This is a genomic window from Aestuariibaculum suncheonense (genome assembly GCF_014596935.1).
Taxonomy (GTDB): Bacteria; Bacteroidota; Bacteroidia; order Flavobacteriales; family Flavobacteriaceae; genus Aestuariibaculum; species Aestuariibaculum suncheonense.
In genome coordinates, this window is the sequence record NZ_JACVXC010000003.1 from 1 (window position 1) to 17,938 (window position 17,938).

A 17,938-nucleotide genomic window follows, 5' to 3' on the forward strand; every position below is an offset into this window, starting at 1 on the left:
CTGTGACGGAGAGATTGATGAAGGTGTTAAGAACACCTATTATGCCGATAATGATGGTGATGGTTATGGTGATGCAGAATCAGGTATGCTGGCCTGTTCGGCACCTGAAGGCTACGTATCAGACAACACCGATTGTGATGATGATAATGTTTTGGTACATACACCGAAATTATACTATGTCGACAGTGATGGTGATGGCTATGGATCAACAACCGAAGCAATGCTTTGTGAGTCCTCAGCACCTGTTGGCTATTCCGATAACAACACCGATTGCGATGACACGAATATTAATGTCCATCCAGGAGCAATGGAACAAATGGATAATGGTATTGATGATGATTGTAATCCTGGTACACTGGATAGTTCAGCAACTACGGATGATGACGGCGATGGATATTCGGAGAATGATGGAGATTGTGATGATACCAATATAGAAATCCACCCTGGAGCAGAGGAACTTTGCGATGGTTTAGATAATGATTGCGACGGAGAAATCGATGAAGGGTTACTACTTATTAGTTTTTATCCGGATTTAGATGGAGATGGTTACGGGGATAGTGGTGCCACCCCAATACTAGTGTGTTTAGGTCTTCAGCCACAAGGAACTGTAACGAATAATTTAGATTTAAATGATAACAATGGAGATGTTAACCCTGATGCTATCGAAATTTGCGATGGTATTGATAATGATTCTGATGGATTAGTGGATGAAGGTGTGATGATTACGTATTATGCAGATAATGATGGTGATGGTTATGGTGATGCCGGAAATAGTATTATGGCTTGCTCAGCCCCCAGCGGTTATGTTAGTGACAATACCGACTGCGACGATGCTAAATTTAGTGTAAACCCAGGATCCGAAGAGCAGTTGAATAATGGTGTCGATGATGACTGTAATCCTTTAACAGATGATGGTACTTTAGGGATTATTGATAATTCTTTTATGTTAAAGATTTCAATTTTACCTAATCCGTTTTATAATGAGTTAAATATTTATTTTTCAGAACAACTAATAAATAAGGTATATAAAGTAACTCTCTACGATTTATTAGGGAAACGTGTTTTAAGTTTAGAGAACCAGAACATAACGGGAATTATAAAAATTAAACATTTAGAAAGATTTCAGCAAGGTATTTATATGATTAAAATTTCAGATAAAGACACCGAAGCATATATAATTAAGAGAGTAGTTAAATTTTAGATACAAAAAAGACCTTTAAAAGTAAAAACAATTCTTTTTAAAGGTCTTTTTGCTTTATTAGATCCATAGTTATTTAATTACTATTTTTTTTATTGATTCGTATGACCCATGATTTACTTTAAGGTAATACATTCCTGCTTTTAATGCAGAAACATCGAGTTGTGTACGGTTGTTTTCGATGATTTTAGTGGATTGAAGAATTAATTTGCCTTGTATATCATAAATATGAGTACCGACAGACTTAATTGAAGGCTGATTAAATTTCAAATAAACGATATCCTTAGTAGGGTTAGGGTATAGGGTAAAGTTGTTTTCCTGAATATAATCCTCAACACCTAAGGCTTCCGTTACTATAGCACAAATATTGAAAGTTCCAACAAGAGGATCTACAGGAGGATAAACCCGAATATAAAGGGTTTCATCTTTTCTGTTATCTAGGGTGATTTTTGAGTATAAACTATTTCCTCCATCATCATCACATGCAATATTCGTAAGGGCATTACAAGTTCCGGAATATACAGCTAGAGCTGTGTCAGTAAAAAGAGATCCCGAATCTTCAGAAGTTTCTATAATAACATTATAAAATTTATCAGATGGTATGTCTATTTTGTACCACACATCGTTTCCTTCAATTGAGGCGCATCCAGCATCACCAATCGCTTCTGAGGATATACTAGCTTGGAAATTAGTGCCTAACGTTTGACTACAGTTTGTGTTTAGAGGTAATGCTTCAATTACGTCTGCACATTCATCATTCTCAGCTACTAGTGGTGCATCAATTTTATATAGGCAAATATTAAAATTTCCAATTTCGTCTGTATCATTTTCCCAAACTCTAAAATAAATGGTGCTTCCGGCCGGTTGGACAACATCTATTTGCGAATGACTTTCGTTATTGGTGTCTGTAGCAGGATTACCATCGTTATCACAACCTATTGATTCTAAGTTATTGCAGGGGTCATTTGTGTCTGCCACTTTAAAAACTTCTATAGCTGTATCAATTACATTTGACCCGGAAACAAAAGATGTTTTAATTCTTACGGCACCATCCACAGGCATTTGGAATTTAAACCATCTATCTTCTAGATTATTTCTAAAATTGCAACTTGGGTCGGTAAATATATTTTCATCAGTTTCGGTGTCGTCGAAAGCAAACACTTGATCAACACAAGTAATTTCGTTTACAGTTAAGAAATCATTGACTCCACATGGAGCATCAGCAGTATTTTGGGCCAATAAATTATAACTTATTAGCAATAAAAATGAACATAAGAAGAAAGTAGTTTTTTTCATAAATAAAGAAATTTTGGCTTTATTAAATTTATGAAAAAAAAAGTGAGTTATTTATTAATATTAGTCTAACTGTTTAATTTATAGATTATCAGAAGATAAATATTGTTGAGATTATTATTGGTTATCTAATTTTGCAGTAGCGCTAATATTAAAAGTGTGGTTTATCGAGATTTAGTTTTTTACTAAGGATATATTTATAAAGTACTTTTGTTAAGCAATCTTTTCAAGTAATAAACCTGTTGCGGTTAGTCCTGGGCCAAATGCGATTGCAATAACTTTTGTGTGAACTTTAATTTCTGGATCGTTTATAATTTTTTGAAATATATGAGGTACCGTAGCAGAAGACATGTTTCCTTTATGTTTTAATACATCATAAGACCAATAGGCTCTACTACTATCAATATTCAATTCATTCACTACATAATCAATAATTTTGGGGCCTCCAGGATGGATGGCATAATAAATGGAGTCCTTTTCCAATTCAAAATCAAATCCTATTTTATCACACATGTTTACGATGAAATTTTTAATATTTTTTCTTATGAAAACCGGTACTCGTTTAGATAAGGTCATTAAAAAACTATATTCTCCTAAATCCCAGGTCATATCCTCTAAAGTGTCTGGTATAATTACTTCATGAGAAGCTAGAATTTTCAATCCTGCTTTATTGCTTTTTAAGCCTTCCATATAAAATTTATTTTCGTCGTATAAAGAGTAGCCAATAAAGCCATCAGAAAATAAAGAGCAAATCATAGTATTCGCTGCTGAAAATTCTGTTAAATTTAAATGAACCGATAATAATTCTGTATGAATAATATCTACTCTGCCTTTAGTTTCACTCAAAGACAATAATCCTGAACCTGTTCTTATTGCAGGAAAAGCTCCGTAACATCCCATGTGATAAGAGTGGGTGACCTTTACATCGCTCCAATTTCGGTTTATTACAGCTTCTTGAGCTAAGCTGGGAGATGAATATCCTGAACATGTTACATGAATAATGTTTTCAGGCTTACTGGATGTGTACTCATAGAATTTATCAAAAACGTAGCCAAGTTTTTTTTTGAACCAATCCATACGCATCTCAATTTTTGGGCCATAATGGCTATCTGATAAAAACTCAAAACCTACTGGGAAAATGTATTTGGAGGGGTCTGTGTCTGCCATTTCGTTCACTATAAAATGCTCTATTTCGTCAAAAAGTAATACCTGACGCTTTTCTATATTGGCAGAAGAAACAGCGTATCTGTCGACATGATCAGAGACGTCTTTAAAAGTTATTGTTTTATTTGCTTTTGTATTTTGAAAAAAGTGATATAAAAACTTTGTATACTGATTTATAAAATTTTGATTGATTAATTTCCCAACCAAAATTGGATGAAAATTAGAGAGGATAATAGCATTCATTACAACGAGAGTTTACTTGGTATCCTAAAGTTACGAATTTTAGTTGTAATAACTCGGTTTTATGTAAACAACATCTTGTTTTTGTGTGCGTTAGGTTTTGTGTAGTAAAATAGAAACGCTTGTGTTTTAGTAGTGAGGAATTGAAATTTTATAATTTAAACGTTAACTTTTCATAATCTGCAATTTCAGGAATAATATTCAAGGCATGAAGTTCCTTTTGAGTATTCATTATTGTATCCTTGTCAATTAAACTTTGTGACCATTCGGTAATGCTCAGCCACTCTTGTACATCGCTTAATTCCTGTTCGTAACGATTGGCAATGGTTTTATCAATATTAGGAATGTTTTTAAACTCAGCAGTTGTAGCGTTTATAATATCTAAGATGATTTTTAAATCTTCCTTATGCGATGCTATAAAATCTTCACGAACGGCAATAACAAAACAAGGCCAGGGTGTCGGGCAGTTGCCAATATTTCTAAAAACACCTCGGTCCACAATAGGTTTTGTTGTGAATTTCTCCCACATAAAATAATCCGCAGTGCCATTGGTAAGGCCTTGAATGGCTCCATCTAAATCTTTTATCTCTTCAAAGTTTAAATCGTTTTCTAAATCCCAGTTATTATTTTCAGCGTTAATATAAGCCATTAAATGCGATCCGGATCCATAGCGACTAATAGCGGCTTTGGTGCCTTTTAAATCTTCGATGGTTTGGTAAGGGGAGTGCTGAGCCACATGAATACCCCAGTTTAGAGGGGTTTGTACAAAGGTTTGTACAATTTTACTCGGATTGCCTTCAATAATATCTTTAATAATGCCCTCAGTTAGAATAATGGCAATATCGATGTCTTTAGCTCTTAAAGCTTTACACATGGCACCCGTACCTCCGGGATAATCGTGCCAACGCAGATTAATGCCCTGATCTTTGTATTCACCATGTTTCAGGGTTAAATACCAGGCTAAATTAAAATGTTCAGGCACACCGCCAATGGTTACTTGCTTCATGAGTTCTTTGTGTTTAAGCTGAAATTTTATTAAGTGTATAAGTTATAAGATTTTCAATAGTTATGGAAGGGTTTTTACTAAAATCTCCGGTTGCTCGATTCGCTATAATAGCATTTAAGGACACAGCATGATGCCCTAAAAGTTTAGATAAGCCATAAATAGCAGAAGTTTCCATTTCAAGATTGGTCACTTTTAAACCTCCGAAACTAAAACTATCAATTTTACGATTCAAATCGGGATCTTGTAGCGGAAGTCGTAAAACGCGTCCTTGTGGTCCGTAGAATCCGCCGGCAGTTAAAGTGATGCCTTTGTAAATATGATCTTCCATCAGAAGATCTTCTAATTCTTGACTGTTTTTTACAAGAATAGGTCGCGCTCTATAAATGTTCCATTGAGTATGTTTTATAAAAGCATTTTCGTAATCCGGATGGCTAATATGTTCTGTTTGGTAAGCATGAAGCATTCCGTTAATATCAAGTCCGGCAGAACTCAGCACAAAACTATCCACAGGAATAGATGCCTGTAAAGCACCAGACGTTCCGATTCGGATGATGTGCAGCGCCGTTAATTCCTTTTTAGGCAAACGTGTGTTCAAATCGATGTTGAACAAGGCATCTAACTCATTTAGAACAATATCAATATTATCAGGACCAATACCTGTAGAAATGACAGAAATTCGTTTGCCTTTCAAGCTTCCGGTATGGGTTTTGAATTCGCGCTTTTGCGATGTGAATTCAATCGAATCAAAGTGTTTCGAAACTTTTTCTACCCGATCCTGATCACCAACTAAAATAATGGTTTTAGCCACATGTTCAGGTTTTAGGTTCAAGTGGTAGATGCTGCCATCAGGATTTAATATCAGTTCTGAAGCTTTGATACGCATACTAAACGTTTTTTATAAGTCGGTTTATAGTGCTGTTAAATTGGAAATCACATTTTTTTACGCCGCCAAATACCATTCTATTGTCTAATTCTGATAAATAGCGGTGTGTGCCCAGAAGGACTTCGTGACCTTTACGATTCAGAATTAAACCATCTTCAGATTCATCAATATAAACTTTCAGATTTTGAATAATTCTCATGAGTTGTAAATCGCTGTACCCATAAAAGCCTTGAAAATGTAAAGCGTAGCCTAAAAGGTGATTTATGGAATTCACATTTACATCTCTTACAATCTGTAGAATATTACGCTCCAGATTATTTAAGCCGTCTTTGGTTGCCGGAAAACGTTCTAAATGCGCTTTTAAACAGCTGCTCAAATATTCGAAGGATGAATTTTTTAAAATATAAGGCTTTAACAAGTTGTGGTCTTTACCACAATAAATACTCCAGATGTTTCGGGCTAGGTCGATATCATCATGGTTAAGCTTAATCTTGTCGTTGTAGTGTTTTAGCAGTTGGCCTGTGGTTAACTCGCTCAAACCTTTCATGTTTTTGCTGCGTCTTACACGACCGCTACAAACCAGATATAGAGGAAGTTTTATTTTTTTTTGCTGAATTAAACTGATGACAGCCACCATATTGATGTGACAAAACAAATCGTATTCAAACCAAAGGATAATTTCTGTAAAATCCTTAGTATGGTTCAAAATATCTAAAGCCGATTTTATTTTGTCTGTTTCTAAGTCAATATGATAAAATTCATCAAAAAACTCTTTTCTAAGCTCGTAAAACGCTTCAGAATAGACTTGTTCAATGGTTGGCCCTTCGCATAACATTTCCTGCCAGGTCAGTTTCTGGCCTTCTATATTTAGCTCATTTAAACGATTGGTTAAAACGGTTCCGTTGGTAATATGTAGCGAAGTCGCACTCATGCTTTACCCGCCAACGCGTTTCACAAGAAAGCCTTTGTCTTTTAGAATTTGCATGATTTTATCGCGATAGTCTCCCTGAATAATGATTCTATCATCTTTAAAACTACCTCCAACACTCAAGGCCGTTTTTATGTCTTTAGCCAATATTTTGAAATCACTTGTAGCCCCGGTATACCCTTCAATAATGGTTATAGGTTTACCTTTGCGTTTTTCGTATTTACAAATTAAAGGATCGTCTTGCATCCATATAGCTGTGCCTTCACTGGTTTCTTGCGTAGGTTCTTCTGAAACGTGATCTGGAAACAGATTTTTCAACTGGTCTTGTAAATCCATTCAATATTATTTTTTAATAAGTCCTAATTCTATTAAACGTTCTGTTAAAAATTCGCCTGCAGTAATATCTTCAAAGGCTTTGGGGTTGTTGTCATCGACGCAGCTTTCTAAAACATCCAGTTTCATACTACTGATAGGATGCATAAAAAATGGTATGGAGTAACGCGAAGTTCCCCAAAGTTCTTTTGGTGGATTTACAACGCGGTGTATGGTTGATTTAAGTTTGTTATTCGTGTGTCTAGAGAGCATGTCTCCAACATTAATCATCAATTCATCAGGTTCGGCAATAGCGTCAATCCATTCGCCCTTATGGTTTTGTACTTGTAATCCACGGCCCTGAGCCCCCATTAACAAGGTGATTAAATTGATGTCCCCATGTGCCGCAGCACGAACAGCTTCTTTAGGCTCTTCTGTAATTGGTGGATAATGAATCGGACGTAAAATAGAGTTCCCGTTATGAATATAGGCATCAAAGTAAGTCTCTTCCAATCCTAGGTGTAATGCCAACGCTCGCAATACATACTTGGCTGTTTTTTCAAGCATTTGGTAGGCTTCTTTACCAACTTTATTAAAATCCGGTAATTCCTCAACAATCACGTTGTCTGGATATTCAGCTTTTAATTGGTCATCATCTTCCACATATTGTCCAAAATGCCAGAATTCCTTTAAATCACCTTCTTTTTTTCCTTTAGCGCTTTCTTTTCCAAAAGAGACGTAGCCTCGCTGACCACCAATGCCCGGAATTTCGTATTTCTGTTTGGTTTCGAGAGGTAAATTAAAAAAGTTTTTAACTTCCTGATATAAATTTTCAACCAACCTATCATCAAGAAAATGACCTTTTAAAGCAACGAAACCAATCTCTTCGTAGGCTTTACCTATGGCATCTACAAATTGTTGTTTTTTGGAAGGATCACCAGAGGTAAAATCGGCTAAATCTACACTTGGGATAATATTCATGTGGGATAATGTTTATATATGACTTCATACAAATGTACAAAAACATTGTAATGTTTTGGCTATCAACTTTTGTTTATCATCCACATATTTTATGCTATATTTGATTATAATCAATCAACTAAACTTCGCCATTTTATACCTCATTTTATGGAATTTAACGTCAACTTTCTAGACAAGGATTTACAGTTACAACTATACAAAGCACTTTTAAAACCCAGGCTTATTGAAGAAAAAATGCTGCTTTTGCTTCGTCAGGGCAAAATAAGTAAATGGTTTTCGGGCATAGGTCAGGAAGCTATTGCTGTTGGTGTAACCATGGCTTTAAACGCAAAGGAGTATATCTTGCCTATGCATAGAAATTTAGGGGTTTTCACCACACGGGAGATTCCGTTATATCGCTTGTTTGCGCAATGGCAGGGCAAAGCCTCCGGATTTACCAAAGGCAGAGATAGGTCTTTTCATTTCGGAACACAGGAGTATAAAATTATTGGAATGATTTCACATTTAGGTCCGCAATTAGGGGTAGCCGATGGAATTGCCTTAGCTTCCAGATTAAATCACAAAAAAGAAGTTACAGCAGTGTTTACAGGAGAAGGCGGAACCAGTGAAGGTGATTTTCACGAAGCTTTGAATATTGCTTCGGTGTGGCAACTACCCGTGCTGTTTTGTGTTGAGAATAATGGTTACGGATTATCTACACCAACAAACGAACAGTACAATTGCGAGCATATTGCAGATCGTGGCAAAGGATACGGTATGGAATCTCATATCATTGATGGAAATAATATTATTGAAGTTTATACAAAGGTATCCGATATAGCAAAAAGTGTTCGGGAGCTGCCGCGACCTGTATTGATTGAATTTAAAACCTTTAGAATGCGTGGACATGAAGAGGCGAGTGGCACAAAATATGTTCCGCAAGCTCTTATGGACGAATGGGCTATGAAAGATCCTGTTGAAAATTATGAACGCTTTCTAAAAGACACTGGTATTTTAAATGAGGAATTAATAGTCTCTATAAAAGCTGAGTTCTCCGACGAAATTACACATAATTTACAAGTAGCTTTTGAAGAAGATGAGATTGTTTCTGGTTTAACTAATGAATTAAATGATGTATTTCAAAATTTTGATTACCAAGAGTTTAATGCTAAATCTATAATTAAGGAAATTCGGTTTATTGATGCAGTTTCCGAAGGTTTAAAACAAAGCATGCAACAACATGATAATCTGATTATTATGGGACAGGATATTGCGGAATATGGGGGGGTCTTTAAAATTACGGAAGGTTTTGTAGAGGCCTTCGGTAAAGATCGGGTTCGCAATACGCCTATTTGCGAATCGGCGATTATAGAGACAGCGATGGGACTTTCAATAGCAGGTATGAAGAGTGTTGTGGAATTACAATTCGCAGACTTTGTATCGTCGGGGTTCAATCCGGTAGTGAATTATCTGGCCAAAAGTCATTACCGCTGGGGGCAGGTGGCCGATGTGGTTTTACGCATGCCCTGCGGGGCCGGTGTTGGCGCCGGGCCGTTTCATTCGCAAACCAATGAAGCCTGGTTTACCAAGACTCCTGGGTTGAAAGTGGTGTATCCCGCCTTTCCCTATGATGCCAAAGGCTTACTGAATAATGCAATAAATGATCCGAATCCGGTATTGTTTTTTGAACATAAGGGCTTGTATCGCACCATAAGGCAAGATGTGCCTGCCGACTATTATACGATTCCATTTGGAAAGGCTTCAGCTATTAAAACAGGTATGCATGTTAGTATAATTAGCTATGGCGCAGCGATACACTGGGCTTTAGAGATTCTGGATAAGCACCCTGAAATAGAAGCTGATCTAATTGATTTAAGAACATTATGTCCCTTAGATACTGAAGCAATTTACAATTCAGTTAAAAAAACAGGTCGTGTCATTATTTTACAGGAAGATTCCTTATTTGGTGGTATAGCCAGTGATATTTCCGCTTTAATAGCAGAACATTGTTTTGAATCCTTAGATGCTCCCGTGAAACGCGTTGCAAGTTTAGATACGCCTATTCCTTTTAATAAAGCTCTAGAAGCACAGTATCTGGCTAAATCTCGTTTTGAAACGGCGCTTTTAGAATTGATTGATTATTAGTAAACAACTGCTTTTTAGAGTGTTAAAATGAAAATTTGTCAGTTTTTATGAAATTTTTTCAGGTAAAACAGCTTGGTATTTTTTTTGTTTAACCATGTATTGAAATGATATGTTTAACAATAAAAAAACAGAATAGTTATGAGTACTTTAATTCCAACAACTAAAAATGGTAATAAAATTTCAGACTCTAACTTTAATTTATTACCGAATTTAACATCTTGGTTTGATGATATTTTAGGCAACCGATTTGGGACTGAATTTATGCCTAATTTTAACACAGGCATGTCTTTGCCTGCTGTAAATGTTAAGAATTCTGATGACCATTTTACTATAGAAATGGCTGTGCCAGGACTTAAAAAATCAGATTTCGACATTAACATAGATAATAATGTTTTATCTATTGGTGTAGCGTCTAAGGTTGAAAATAAAAACGAAACCGAACGTTATACACGCAGAGAATTTGGTTATTCTTCTTTTAAAAGAACCTTTACAATTCCAGACTCTGTGAATACGGAAGATATAAAAGCTGAATATAATGATGGTATATTAAAAATTCATCTGCCTAAAAAAGAGGAAGCTAAAATTAAGCCCGTCAAGAAAATAGATATTTCCTAAACAAAAAAGAGAGCTACAAAGCTCTCTTTTTTTTAAGCATCCATAAGCCATTGTTTTTCGTATATTTAGTAAAATGTTGAAATTTTGAGAACCATTTCTTTATGTATCGCCCTATTATTTAGTTTCACTTTGGTGTCTTACGATGTGCAGGAGGATTATGTGTGGCATGACCTGAACGTAACCGCTACAGCCTATAATTCTGTAGCATCCCAAACCAATTCTAAGCCCCGAATTACGGCTTTTGGTGATAGTTTAAAGCCGGGACTGAAAGTAATTGCGGTTTCTGGTGATCTTTATGCTAAAGGACTCAAATATAACACGCCGGTAAAAATAAAAGGACTGGAAGGCGTGTACTATGTAAAGGACAGAATGCCTTCGCGATGGAAGAATAAAATTGATATATATATGGGTGTTGATGTAAAAGCTGCCAAAGCCTGGGGCAGGCGAACCGTAACCATAGCTTATGGCGAGCTTAAAAAGGATGAATAATTTTTATTTGGTTTCGGCTTCCGAAATAATAAACGGATAAGCTTCTTTAGCCTGTTTGAGTTCTTCAGGAGTTAAATCGTTAGGCGCTTTCTTTAAAACATTAACACAATAATCATTTCTTAATTCGTAATAAGCAGCCGTCAGGCGATCCTGAACCTGAATAAAGCGATTGTAAGTAGCTTGAGGATGAGTCTGTAAGGATATGATGGCTTTTGAAGGATGGTCAGAACCGGACTCATCTTTGCTTCCCCGGCAATAAGCGCAGTTGCTACTACCATTATTATCAATAAAGGCTTTGGTTAAGTCTTTTAAGGCATCTAGAGGTATAATCTTATCTTCAACCATAATTTCATCTTTGTTGTTGATAGCGATACGAAATAGATTGCGTTCAGGTATCACACTCTCGCAATCCACACCGGGCGGACATTTGGCAGGTAGTTTTCGGTTAATGCCTTCATCAGAAGAGATGGTTGCAGTAACTAAAAAGAAAATCAGTAGTAAAAAAGCGATATCTGCCATAGAGCCGGCATTCACTTCTGGGTGTTGTTTTGAAAGTCTCATAGGAATATGTTTAGAGGTTATATGGTAATTCCCTCACAAAAACAATACCATAAGTTTTGGATAGTGAGTTATTTAGCGATTAGAAATGTGTTTTAGCTAAATTTTCAGTAGGTTGTCGGAGTTTTAGGAACGGTTTTTGTTAAATCAATGCAAAATAATGTGCTTAATCCTTTAGTTTAAATTTTAAAGAAATATATTTGAAATATTATTAAGCTGATACGTTTAGGCAAACCCAAATTTTTTAATTTACAATGAAGTTTATTTCGTTATACATTATCATGTTTTCTCTATCGTTATCTGTTCATGCTCAACTGGATAATAAAAAGACTTCTGTGGCCATTCCAGCCGTTGAAACCAAAAAAGAAACAGAATCTAAAACTATATTACCAGCAGAAAAGAAGGATGATCCGGTGGTTTTCGGGAAATTAAATGTTCCTGATATCTCTGCTACGGGCTTAAATACGCCTAAAAAGTCGTTTTCATTATTTGAAGAAGAATTCGGAAATCCCGGAGAGTTATACCAAAAGCAAATCGATAAAAATATAGCCGATTTAAAATTAACACCACAAGAAGTGGAACAGTTAAATGGGAGTAAAACCGATCAGTATTTCGGTGATTTTAAAAGCAACGCCAAGTTTGTGAATGTTGTGTATCGCGATCACGGTGCAGTGGATGGGGATATCATTCAGGTGCGCGTTAACGATGATGTTATTAAAGCTCGGGTGTACTTAAATGGCGGGTACCAAGGTGTTAAAATCGATTTAAGACCTGGATTAAATAAAATAGACTTCGTAGCTTTAAACCAAGGGGAATCCGGCCCCAACACAGCCGAATTTAGAGTGGTGGACGACCAAGACAACTTAATTTCCGGTAACCGATGGAATCTGGCAACAGGCGTTAAAGCCAGCATTATTATCGTAAAGGAATAAGGTTATTTAATGATTTGTTCAATCGCTTCAAGTTCTTCTTTACTAAATTCTAAATAGTCCAAAGCTTTTACATTTTCCTTTAACTGATTTGCCGAGCTGGCACCAATTAATACCGAAGCGACCTGTGGCTGACGTAAAATCCATGCCAAGGCCATTTGCGATAGCTTCTGGTTACGAGATTCAGCTATGGCATTTAAAGCCTGAACCTTTTTAATATTATTATTTACGGCATCGGTATCTAAATACGTTAAGTTTTTTGAAGCTCTCGATCCTTCAGGGATGCCCTTTAAATATTTATCAGTAAGCATGCCTTGTGCCAAAGGAGAAAAAGCGATACACCCCACACCGTTAGTTTCTAAAGTCTCTAACAAGCCATCTTCCACCCAACGATCAAACATCGAATAGCGTGCCTGATGTAAAACAAACGGTACATTTAAATCTTTTAGAAGCTTAGCCGCTTCCGCTGTTTCTTTAGGTTTGTAATTAGAAATCCCTACGTATAACGCTTTACCAAGACGAACAATATCAGCTAAAGCCCCCATGGTTTCCTCTAAAGGGGTTTTCGGGTCTGGTCTGTGGTGATAAAAAATATCCACATAGTCCAGATTCATGCGTTTCAGACTTTGATCTAAACTTGAAATTAAATATTTTCTTGAACCCCAGTTACCGTAAGGTCCGGGCCACATATCGTAACCCGCTTTCGAGGCGATAAATAACTCATCTCTGTAAGGTTTAAAGTCTTTTTTAAAGATCGTTCCGAAGTTTTCTTCCGCCGATCCGTAAGGCGGTCCGTAATTATTCGCTAAATCGAAATGTGTAATTCCTAAATCGAAGGCTGTTCGTAATATCTCTCGTCCGTTTTGAATATTATCAACAAATCCGAAATTATGCCACAATCCTAAAGATAATGCTGGTAATAACACCCCGCTACGTCCGCTACGATTGTAGGTCATAGTGTCGTAACGCTGTTCGTTCGCGGAATAGGCTTTAGTCTGGCTTTTGTCGTTAATCTGCATGAATAAATAGGGTTTAGTCTGGCGGTAAATATAAATCTCTTTTTTTTAATAGGAGAATATTTAACCTATCTTATTGAAGATTAGAATGAATAAAAACTTCAAAATTTTTACACCATTTATTCGTCATAAACCCTGCAAAGATGTTATTTTTGCACGCCTAAAAGTTAAATACATGTCTATTACATCGAAAGCAGAACTAGAACAAGAAGAGCGTAAAGCAGGGAAAGATTTATATAGTTATCAGAAGGGAGCCATTAATAAAATTTTTAAGGCTTTTGATGAGTCACGTGACGATTATCACCTGTTATACCAACTACCTACAGGGGGAGGTAAGACTGTTATTTTCTCTGAAATTGTAAGACAGTATTTAAAAAATCACAACAAAAAGGTGCTGATTATGACGCACCGTATCGAGCTTTGCAGACAAACGTCCAGAATGCTTACCGAGTTTGCTGTAGAGAATAAAGTGGTAGACAGTAAAGCCGATTTAAGCGATCAGGCCAATTACAGCTGCTTTGTAGCGATGGTTGAGACCTTAAACAACCGTTTAAATGATAACAAACTGGATATTTCCGATATTGGTTTAGTTATTATTGATGAGGCGCATTACAACTCATTCACCAAGTTATTCAAATTCTTTAGTCAGGCATTTATATTAGGAGTAACAGCGACACCGTTAAGTTCGAGTATTGAATTGCCTATGACCGATAATTACGATGAGTTAATTGTTGGTGAAAGTATAGAGTCGTTAATAGAGAACGGATTTTTGGCGCGTGCCGATATGTACACCTATAATGTTGGTTTAACCTCGTTAGTGGTAGGAGCAAATGGAGATTATACCGTAAAATCGTCTGAAGATTTATATACGGCAGACGATATGTTGTCGAAGTTGCTTCAGGCTTACGAAGAGCGTTCAAAGGGTAAGAAGACCTTAATTTTCAACAACGGTATTAACACATCATTACACGTTTACGATACCTTTAAAAGAGCAGGATACCCGATTGCACACCTAGATAATACCAATACCAAGAAAGAGCGTGCGCAAATCCTGAAGTGGTTTAAAAATACACCAGATGCCATTTTAACATCGGTGAGTATTTTAACCACTGGTTTCGATGAGCCGTCGGTAGAGAGTATCATTCTTAACCGCGCCACTAAATCGTTAACCTTATATTATCAGATGATTGGTCGTGGATCTCGTATTTTCAAAAATAAAAATAAATTTACCGTTATCGACTTAGGGAACAACTTCTACCGTTTCGGACCTTGGGGTGATAATTTAGATTGGCAACGCATCTTTAAATCGCCAAACTATTACTTAGATTCTATCATTAGTGATGAAGAATTAGAAAGCAATTTCCGCTACGAAATGCCGGACGATTTACGTAAAGAGTTTGGAAAGTCACAGGAAGTGTATTTTGATATTCAAAAAACCTATGTGGACTCGATTAGAAGCGGGGAGTCATCAAAAGTGGTCTTGGAGCGTTCTATCGAGCAACATGCGCGCATTTGTGTTGAAAACAGTGAAGATGTTTACGATGCTTTAGGATTAGCTAAAATGCTGGGTGATGATATCGATTTCAGAATTCAGCGTTACACCAAGTGTATCAGTAAGAGTACCTATAACTTCGTAGAGTGGCTAAAGGATGATTACCGCAAGAAATTAAACTCGTATTTACGTAATAATTTCGATACTGTGTTTGAAGATATTCATGGATATCCACCGGAAGATTAAAATAATCTGTCAATAAATTTTAAACCGATAAAAAAATAAATGTACCTTTACGCAGTATAAGCGTGTTAGGCAATTTTTATTTAAATTTTCCATCTTTTTCAGTAGTCTTGGTTTAGGTTTTTCATAAAAATTCACTGTAGCATTCAGTATTAACTCAAAAAGAATTATTTATGGCAAAATCTCAGGTAACTTATAATAAAATTGAAAAAGAAAAGAAGCGTTTAAAGAAACGCGAGGAAAAGCAAAAAAAGAAAGAAGCCCGTAAGGCTGAAGCAAAAGAGAATCCAAAAGGAATTCAGTTTGCTTATGTAGACCATAACGGTAACTTAACCGATACACCGCCGGATCCGCAGTTAAAAGAGCAGGTAGACCTGGAAAGCATTGAAGTGGGTATTCCTAAAAAGGAAGAACGCGAAGAGGAGGAGCCAGCTGCGAAAGAAGGTAAAGTGTCTTTTTTCGATACCTCTAAAGGTTTCGGATTTATTTTAGATAGTATTAATCAGGAAAAATATTTCGTTCACGTTAGTGGTTTGTTAGAGCCTATTGCCGAAAATGACAAGGTGACTTACGAGCTGGAACGCGGACCCAAAGGCATGAACGCTGTACGAGTTAAAAAACTATAATTTGCTATAAGCGCTAATTATTTATTTATGAGTATACCTCGTAAAACCATTTTAATTATTCTAGCATTTTTTGCTATTTATGTTATCTGGGGATCTACATACTTGTTAAATAAGATAGCTGTTACCGAATTATCACCGTTTTTTCTGGCCTCTTTTCGATTTACTCTGGCAGGAATCATCATTTTTGCCATTTCAAAATTCATGAAATTATCGCTCGCCATCAGCAGAAGGCAGTTGGTTAATTGCATCATTTCCGGATTCCTGTTTCTGGTATACGGAAACGGGGTGTTTGTCTGGGCGTTAAAGTATGTCGATAGTGGCTTTGGTGCTTTAGAAGCTTCCACACAGCCCTTGTTTATTTTGTTTCTGTTGAAGCTTATAGATGGCAAGAAAATGCAGACGAATTCTATTATTGGTGTTGTATTAGGAGTAATTGGTATGTACATTCTGGTAAGCCAGAACGAACTAGTTACTCAGGAAGGTACATTACTGGGTATGTTTATGATTTTAACCTGTGTGTTAAGCTGGTCATATGGAAGTATATTTGTTTCAAAAGCCGATTTACCAAGTAATTATTTTGTAAGTACAGCCTATCAGATGATAGCTTCCGGGGTGATGCTGGCTATTACCAGTTTAATTTTAGGGGAAACCTGGGTATCGCCCGTTGAATGGAGTACAGCGGTCATGTGGTCTATGCTCTTACTGGCGGTATTTGGCAGTGTTGTAGCCTTTACAGCGTTTAATTATTTATTAAAAGAGGTGTCGCCTGAAAAGGTGTCGACTTCGGCATATGTGAATCCTATCATCGCTATATTTCTGGGATGGCTTGTATTAGACGAAGCAATAAGTGCTCAAACTATTATAGCCGCCGCCATCTTGCTTACAGGCGTATATTTCATTACAACAAAGCGAAAAATAAAACTCAGACCGTTTGGACGTTAAAAAGGCCTTAAAATATATGGTATTGAGCACCCTGGGGTTTGCTTGTATGAATGCCACGGTAAAGTACCTTGAAGAGGTTAGTAGTTATCAAATAGTATTCTTCAGATCCTTAGGATCTTTGTTTTTTACCTTTGGGTTTCTGTTGAAAAATAAAATTCCTATTATAGGTAAGCATAATGGTCTCCTTATTCTGCGCTCTCTGGCAGGAGCGTCATCCATGCTGTTGTTTTTTATGTCTGTTAAATACCTGTCTATAGGTTCAGCTGTATCTTTACGTTATACAGCCCCGATTTTTGCCGCTATCTTAGCTGTATTTATACTTCGCGAGAAAGTAAAGCCTTTACAATGGCTATTCTTTTTAGTGTCGTTTTTTGGGGTTATTGTTTTAAAGGGGTTCGATAAGCATATGAATAGTTACGGATTGCTTTTAGTGATTATCGCAGCCGTGTTAAGTGGTTTGGTGTATGTTATTATAAGCAAAATAGGAAAACGCGAACATCCGGCAGTGATTGTAAATTATTTTATGGTCACGGCTATGATTTTAGGTGGGGTATTGTCCATCAATAGCTGGGTAACCCCTAAACCTGCCGAATGGCCTTTTTTATTATCCTTAGGGATTTTTGGCTATATCGGGCAGATTTACATGACTAAAGCCTTTCAGGCTGCTTCAACCAACATTGTGGCGCCTTTAAAATATATTGAAGTGGTGTTTACGGCAACTTTAGGAGTTATGTTGTTTCAGGAAGTTTATACCGTATGGAACCTTTTGGGAATTGCTTTAATTATTGGCGGTCTGGTGTTAAATGTCTGGTATAAGTCTAAATACAATAACTAGGCATGTATTGGGTGATTTATACTTGTTCGATAGCTTTCAAATTGGTACTTTTGTTCGCCTTTTA

Annotated in this window: 18 protein-coding genes; 9 read left to right on the top strand and 9 right to left on the bottom strand. The window is 36.5% G+C overall.

Features of this window, described 5'->3' with window-relative positions; all coding sequences use genetic code 11:
• On the top strand, window positions 1–1,201 hold a 1,201-nt coding region (locus ICJ84_RS08365), incomplete at its 5' end, for a MopE-related protein (protein ID WP_188215941.1).
• Window positions 1,202–1,270: 69 nt separating this feature from the next.
• Here ICJ84_RS08365 and ICJ84_RS08370 read toward each other — a convergent pair.
• The 7 genes from ICJ84_RS08370 to ICJ84_RS08400 form a co-directional block, all read right to left on the bottom strand.
• Window positions 1,271–2,494 (bottom strand): T9SS type A sorting domain-containing protein, encoded by a 1,224-nt coding sequence (locus ICJ84_RS08370; protein ID WP_188215942.1) that lies wholly within the window; start codon window positions 2,492–2,494, stop codon window positions 1,271–1,273.
• A gap of 210 nt (window positions 2,495–2,704) precedes the next feature.
• Window positions 2,705–3,898: a 3-oxoacyl-[acyl-carrier-protein] synthase III C-terminal domain-containing protein gene (locus tag ICJ84_RS08375; RefSeq protein WP_188215943.1), complete on the bottom strand. Its 1,194-nt coding sequence runs from the start codon at window positions 3,896–3,898 to the stop codon at window positions 2,705–2,707.
• Between the two features lie 148 nt (window positions 3,899–4,046).
• Window positions 4,047–4,901: a substrate-binding domain-containing protein gene (locus ICJ84_RS08380; RefSeq protein WP_188215944.1), complete on the bottom strand. Its 855-nt coding sequence runs from the start codon at window positions 4,899–4,901 to the stop codon at window positions 4,047–4,049.
• Window positions 4,902–4,914: 13 nt separating this feature from the next.
• Window positions 4,915–5,784, bottom strand: a complete 870-nt coding sequence (locus ICJ84_RS08385; protein ID WP_188215945.1) for a nucleoside phosphorylase — start codon at window positions 5,782–5,784, stop codon at window positions 4,915–4,917.
• Between the two features lies 1 nt (window position 5,785).
• Window positions 5,786–6,715: a DUF1835 domain-containing protein gene (locus tag ICJ84_RS08390; protein WP_188215946.1), complete on the bottom strand. Its 930-nt coding sequence runs from the start codon at window positions 6,713–6,715 to the stop codon at window positions 5,786–5,788.
• A 3-nt stretch (window positions 6,716–6,718) separates the two neighbouring features.
• Complete coding sequence (locus ICJ84_RS08395; protein WP_188215947.1) at window positions 6,719–7,048, bottom strand: translation initiation factor; 330 nt, start codon at window positions 7,046–7,048, stop codon at window positions 6,719–6,721.
• A gap of 6 nt (window positions 7,049–7,054) precedes the next feature.
• Window positions 7,055–8,005 carry an isopenicillin N synthase family dioxygenase gene (locus tag ICJ84_RS08400; protein WP_188215948.1) on the bottom strand — a complete coding sequence of 317 codons (951 nt, stop codon included), beginning with the start codon at window positions 8,003–8,005 and terminating at the stop codon, window positions 7,055–7,057.
• Between the two features lie 147 nt (window positions 8,006–8,152).
• On the opposite strand from ICJ84_RS08400, the gene ICJ84_RS08405 reads away from it, so the two are divergent.
• The 3 genes from ICJ84_RS08405 (at window position 8,153) to ICJ84_RS08415 (ending at window position 11,233) form a co-directional block, all read left to right on the top strand.
• Window positions 8,153–10,129 carry an alpha-ketoacid dehydrogenase subunit alpha/beta gene (locus ICJ84_RS08405; RefSeq protein ID WP_188215949.1) on the top strand — a complete coding sequence of 659 codons (1,977 nt, stop codon included), beginning with the start codon at window positions 8,153–8,155 and terminating at the stop codon, window positions 10,127–10,129.
• A gap of 138 nt (window positions 10,130–10,267) precedes the next feature.
• Window positions 10,268–10,744: an Hsp20/alpha crystallin family protein gene (locus ICJ84_RS08410; RefSeq protein WP_188215950.1), complete on the top strand. Its 477-nt coding sequence runs from the start codon at window positions 10,268–10,270 to the stop codon at window positions 10,742–10,744.
• 84 nt (window positions 10,745–10,828) lie between these two features.
• A complete protein-coding gene (locus ICJ84_RS08415; RefSeq protein WP_317173663.1) occupies window positions 10,829–11,233 on the top strand; it encodes a 3D domain-containing protein in 405 nt (134 codons plus the stop codon).
• Between the two features lie 3 nt (window positions 11,234–11,236).
• On the opposite strand, the gene ICJ84_RS08420 is transcribed toward ICJ84_RS08415, so the two are convergent.
• Entirely contained in the window at window positions 11,237–11,794 is a 558-nt protein-coding gene (locus ICJ84_RS08420; RefSeq protein ID WP_188215951.1) for an ExbD/TolR family protein, read from the bottom strand.
• 251 nt (window positions 11,795–12,045) lie between these two features.
• Between ICJ84_RS08420 and ICJ84_RS08425 the strand changes: the two genes are divergently transcribed.
• Window positions 12,046–12,723 carry a hypothetical protein gene (locus ICJ84_RS08425; protein ID WP_188215952.1) on the top strand — a complete coding sequence of 226 codons (678 nt, stop codon included), beginning with the start codon at window positions 12,046–12,048 and terminating at the stop codon, window positions 12,721–12,723.
• A 2-nt stretch (window positions 12,724–12,725) separates the two neighbouring features.
• Here the strand turns inward: ICJ84_RS08425 and mgrA are convergent, their stop codons facing one another.
• Window positions 12,726–13,739, bottom strand: a complete 1,014-nt coding sequence (gene mgrA, locus ICJ84_RS08430) for an L-glyceraldehyde 3-phosphate reductase (protein WP_188215953.1) — start codon at window positions 13,737–13,739, stop codon at window positions 12,726–12,728.
• Window positions 13,740–13,911: 172 nt separating this feature from the next.
• On the opposite strand from mgrA, the gene ICJ84_RS08435 reads away from it, so the two are divergent.
• The 4 genes from ICJ84_RS08435 to ICJ84_RS08450 all read left to right on the top strand — a co-directional run bounded on the left by ICJ84_RS08435 (window position 13,912) and on the right by ICJ84_RS08450 (window position 17,874).
• Complete coding sequence (locus tag ICJ84_RS08435) at window positions 13,912–15,474, top strand: DEAD/DEAH box helicase (RefSeq protein WP_188215954.1); 1,563 nt, start codon at window positions 13,912–13,914, stop codon at window positions 15,472–15,474.
• 170 nt (window positions 15,475–15,644) lie between these two features.
• Window positions 15,645–16,097, top strand: coding sequence for a cold-shock protein (locus ICJ84_RS08440; protein ID WP_188215955.1), 453 nt, complete (start codon window positions 15,645–15,647; stop codon window positions 16,095–16,097).
• 27 nt (window positions 16,098–16,124) lie between these two features.
• The gene (locus ICJ84_RS08445; protein ID WP_188215956.1) at window positions 16,125–17,039 is read left to right on the top strand and encodes an EamA family transporter; all 915 of its coding nucleotides are present in this window, start codon (window positions 16,125–16,127) and stop codon (window positions 17,037–17,039) included.
• Entirely contained in the window at window positions 17,029–17,874 is an 846-nt protein-coding gene (locus tag ICJ84_RS08450; RefSeq protein ID WP_188215957.1) for a DMT family transporter, read from the top strand. Before ICJ84_RS08445 ends, ICJ84_RS08450 begins: the two co-directional genes overlap by 11 nt.
• The last annotated feature ends 64 nt before the right edge of the window (window positions 17,875–17,938 follow it).

Bases quoted from the DNA above. Each gene is read 5' to 3' on its own strand.
- ICJ84_RS08375 (WP_188215943.1), bottom strand. From the start codon at position 3,898: ATGAATGCTATTATCCTCTCTAATTTTCATCCAATTTTGGTTGGGAAA.
- ICJ84_RS08405 (WP_188215949.1), top strand. From the start codon at position 8,153: ATGGAATTTAACGTCAACTTTCTAGACAAGGATTTACAGTTACAACTA.
- ICJ84_RS08425 (WP_188215952.1), top strand. From the start codon at position 12,046: ATGAAGTTTATTTCGTTATACATTATCATGTTTTCTCTATCGTTATCT.
- ICJ84_RS08395 (WP_188215947.1), bottom strand. From the start codon at position 7,048: ATGGATTTACAAGACCAGTTGAAAAATCTGTTTCCAGATCACGTTTCA.
- ICJ84_RS08440 (WP_188215955.1), top strand. From the start codon at position 15,645: ATGGCAAAATCTCAGGTAACTTATAATAAAATTGAAAAAGAAAAGAAG.
- ICJ84_RS08370 (WP_188215942.1), bottom strand. From the start codon at position 2,494: ATGAAAAAAACTACTTTCTTCTTATGTTCATTTTTATTGCTAATAAGT.
- ICJ84_RS08420 (WP_188215951.1), bottom strand. From the start codon at position 11,794: ATGAGACTTTCAAAACAACACCCAGAAGTGAATGCCGGCTCTATGGCA.
- ICJ84_RS08390 (WP_188215946.1), bottom strand. From the start codon at position 6,715: ATGAGTGCGACTTCGCTACATATTACCAACGGAACCGTTTTAACCAAT.
- ICJ84_RS08385 (WP_188215945.1), bottom strand. From the start codon at position 5,784: ATGCGTATCAAAGCTTCAGAACTGATATTAAATCCTGATGGCAGCATC.
- ICJ84_RS08400 (WP_188215948.1), bottom strand. From the start codon at position 8,005: ATGAATATTATCCCAAGTGTAGATTTAGCCGATTTTACCTCTGGTGAT.
- ICJ84_RS08445 (WP_188215956.1), top strand. From the start codon at position 16,125: ATGAGTATACCTCGTAAAACCATTTTAATTATTCTAGCATTTTTTGCT.
- ICJ84_RS08380 (WP_188215944.1), bottom strand. From the start codon at position 4,901: ATGAAGCAAGTAACCATTGGCGGTGTGCCTGAACATTTTAATTTAGCC.
- ICJ84_RS08410 (WP_188215950.1), top strand. From the start codon at position 10,268: ATGAGTACTTTAATTCCAACAACTAAAAATGGTAATAAAATTTCAGAC.
- mgrA (WP_188215953.1), bottom strand. From the start codon at position 13,739: ATGCAGATTAACGACAAAAGCCAGACTAAAGCCTATTCCGCGAACGAA.
- ICJ84_RS08435 (WP_188215954.1), top strand. From the start codon at position 13,912: ATGTCTATTACATCGAAAGCAGAACTAGAACAAGAAGAGCGTAAAGCA.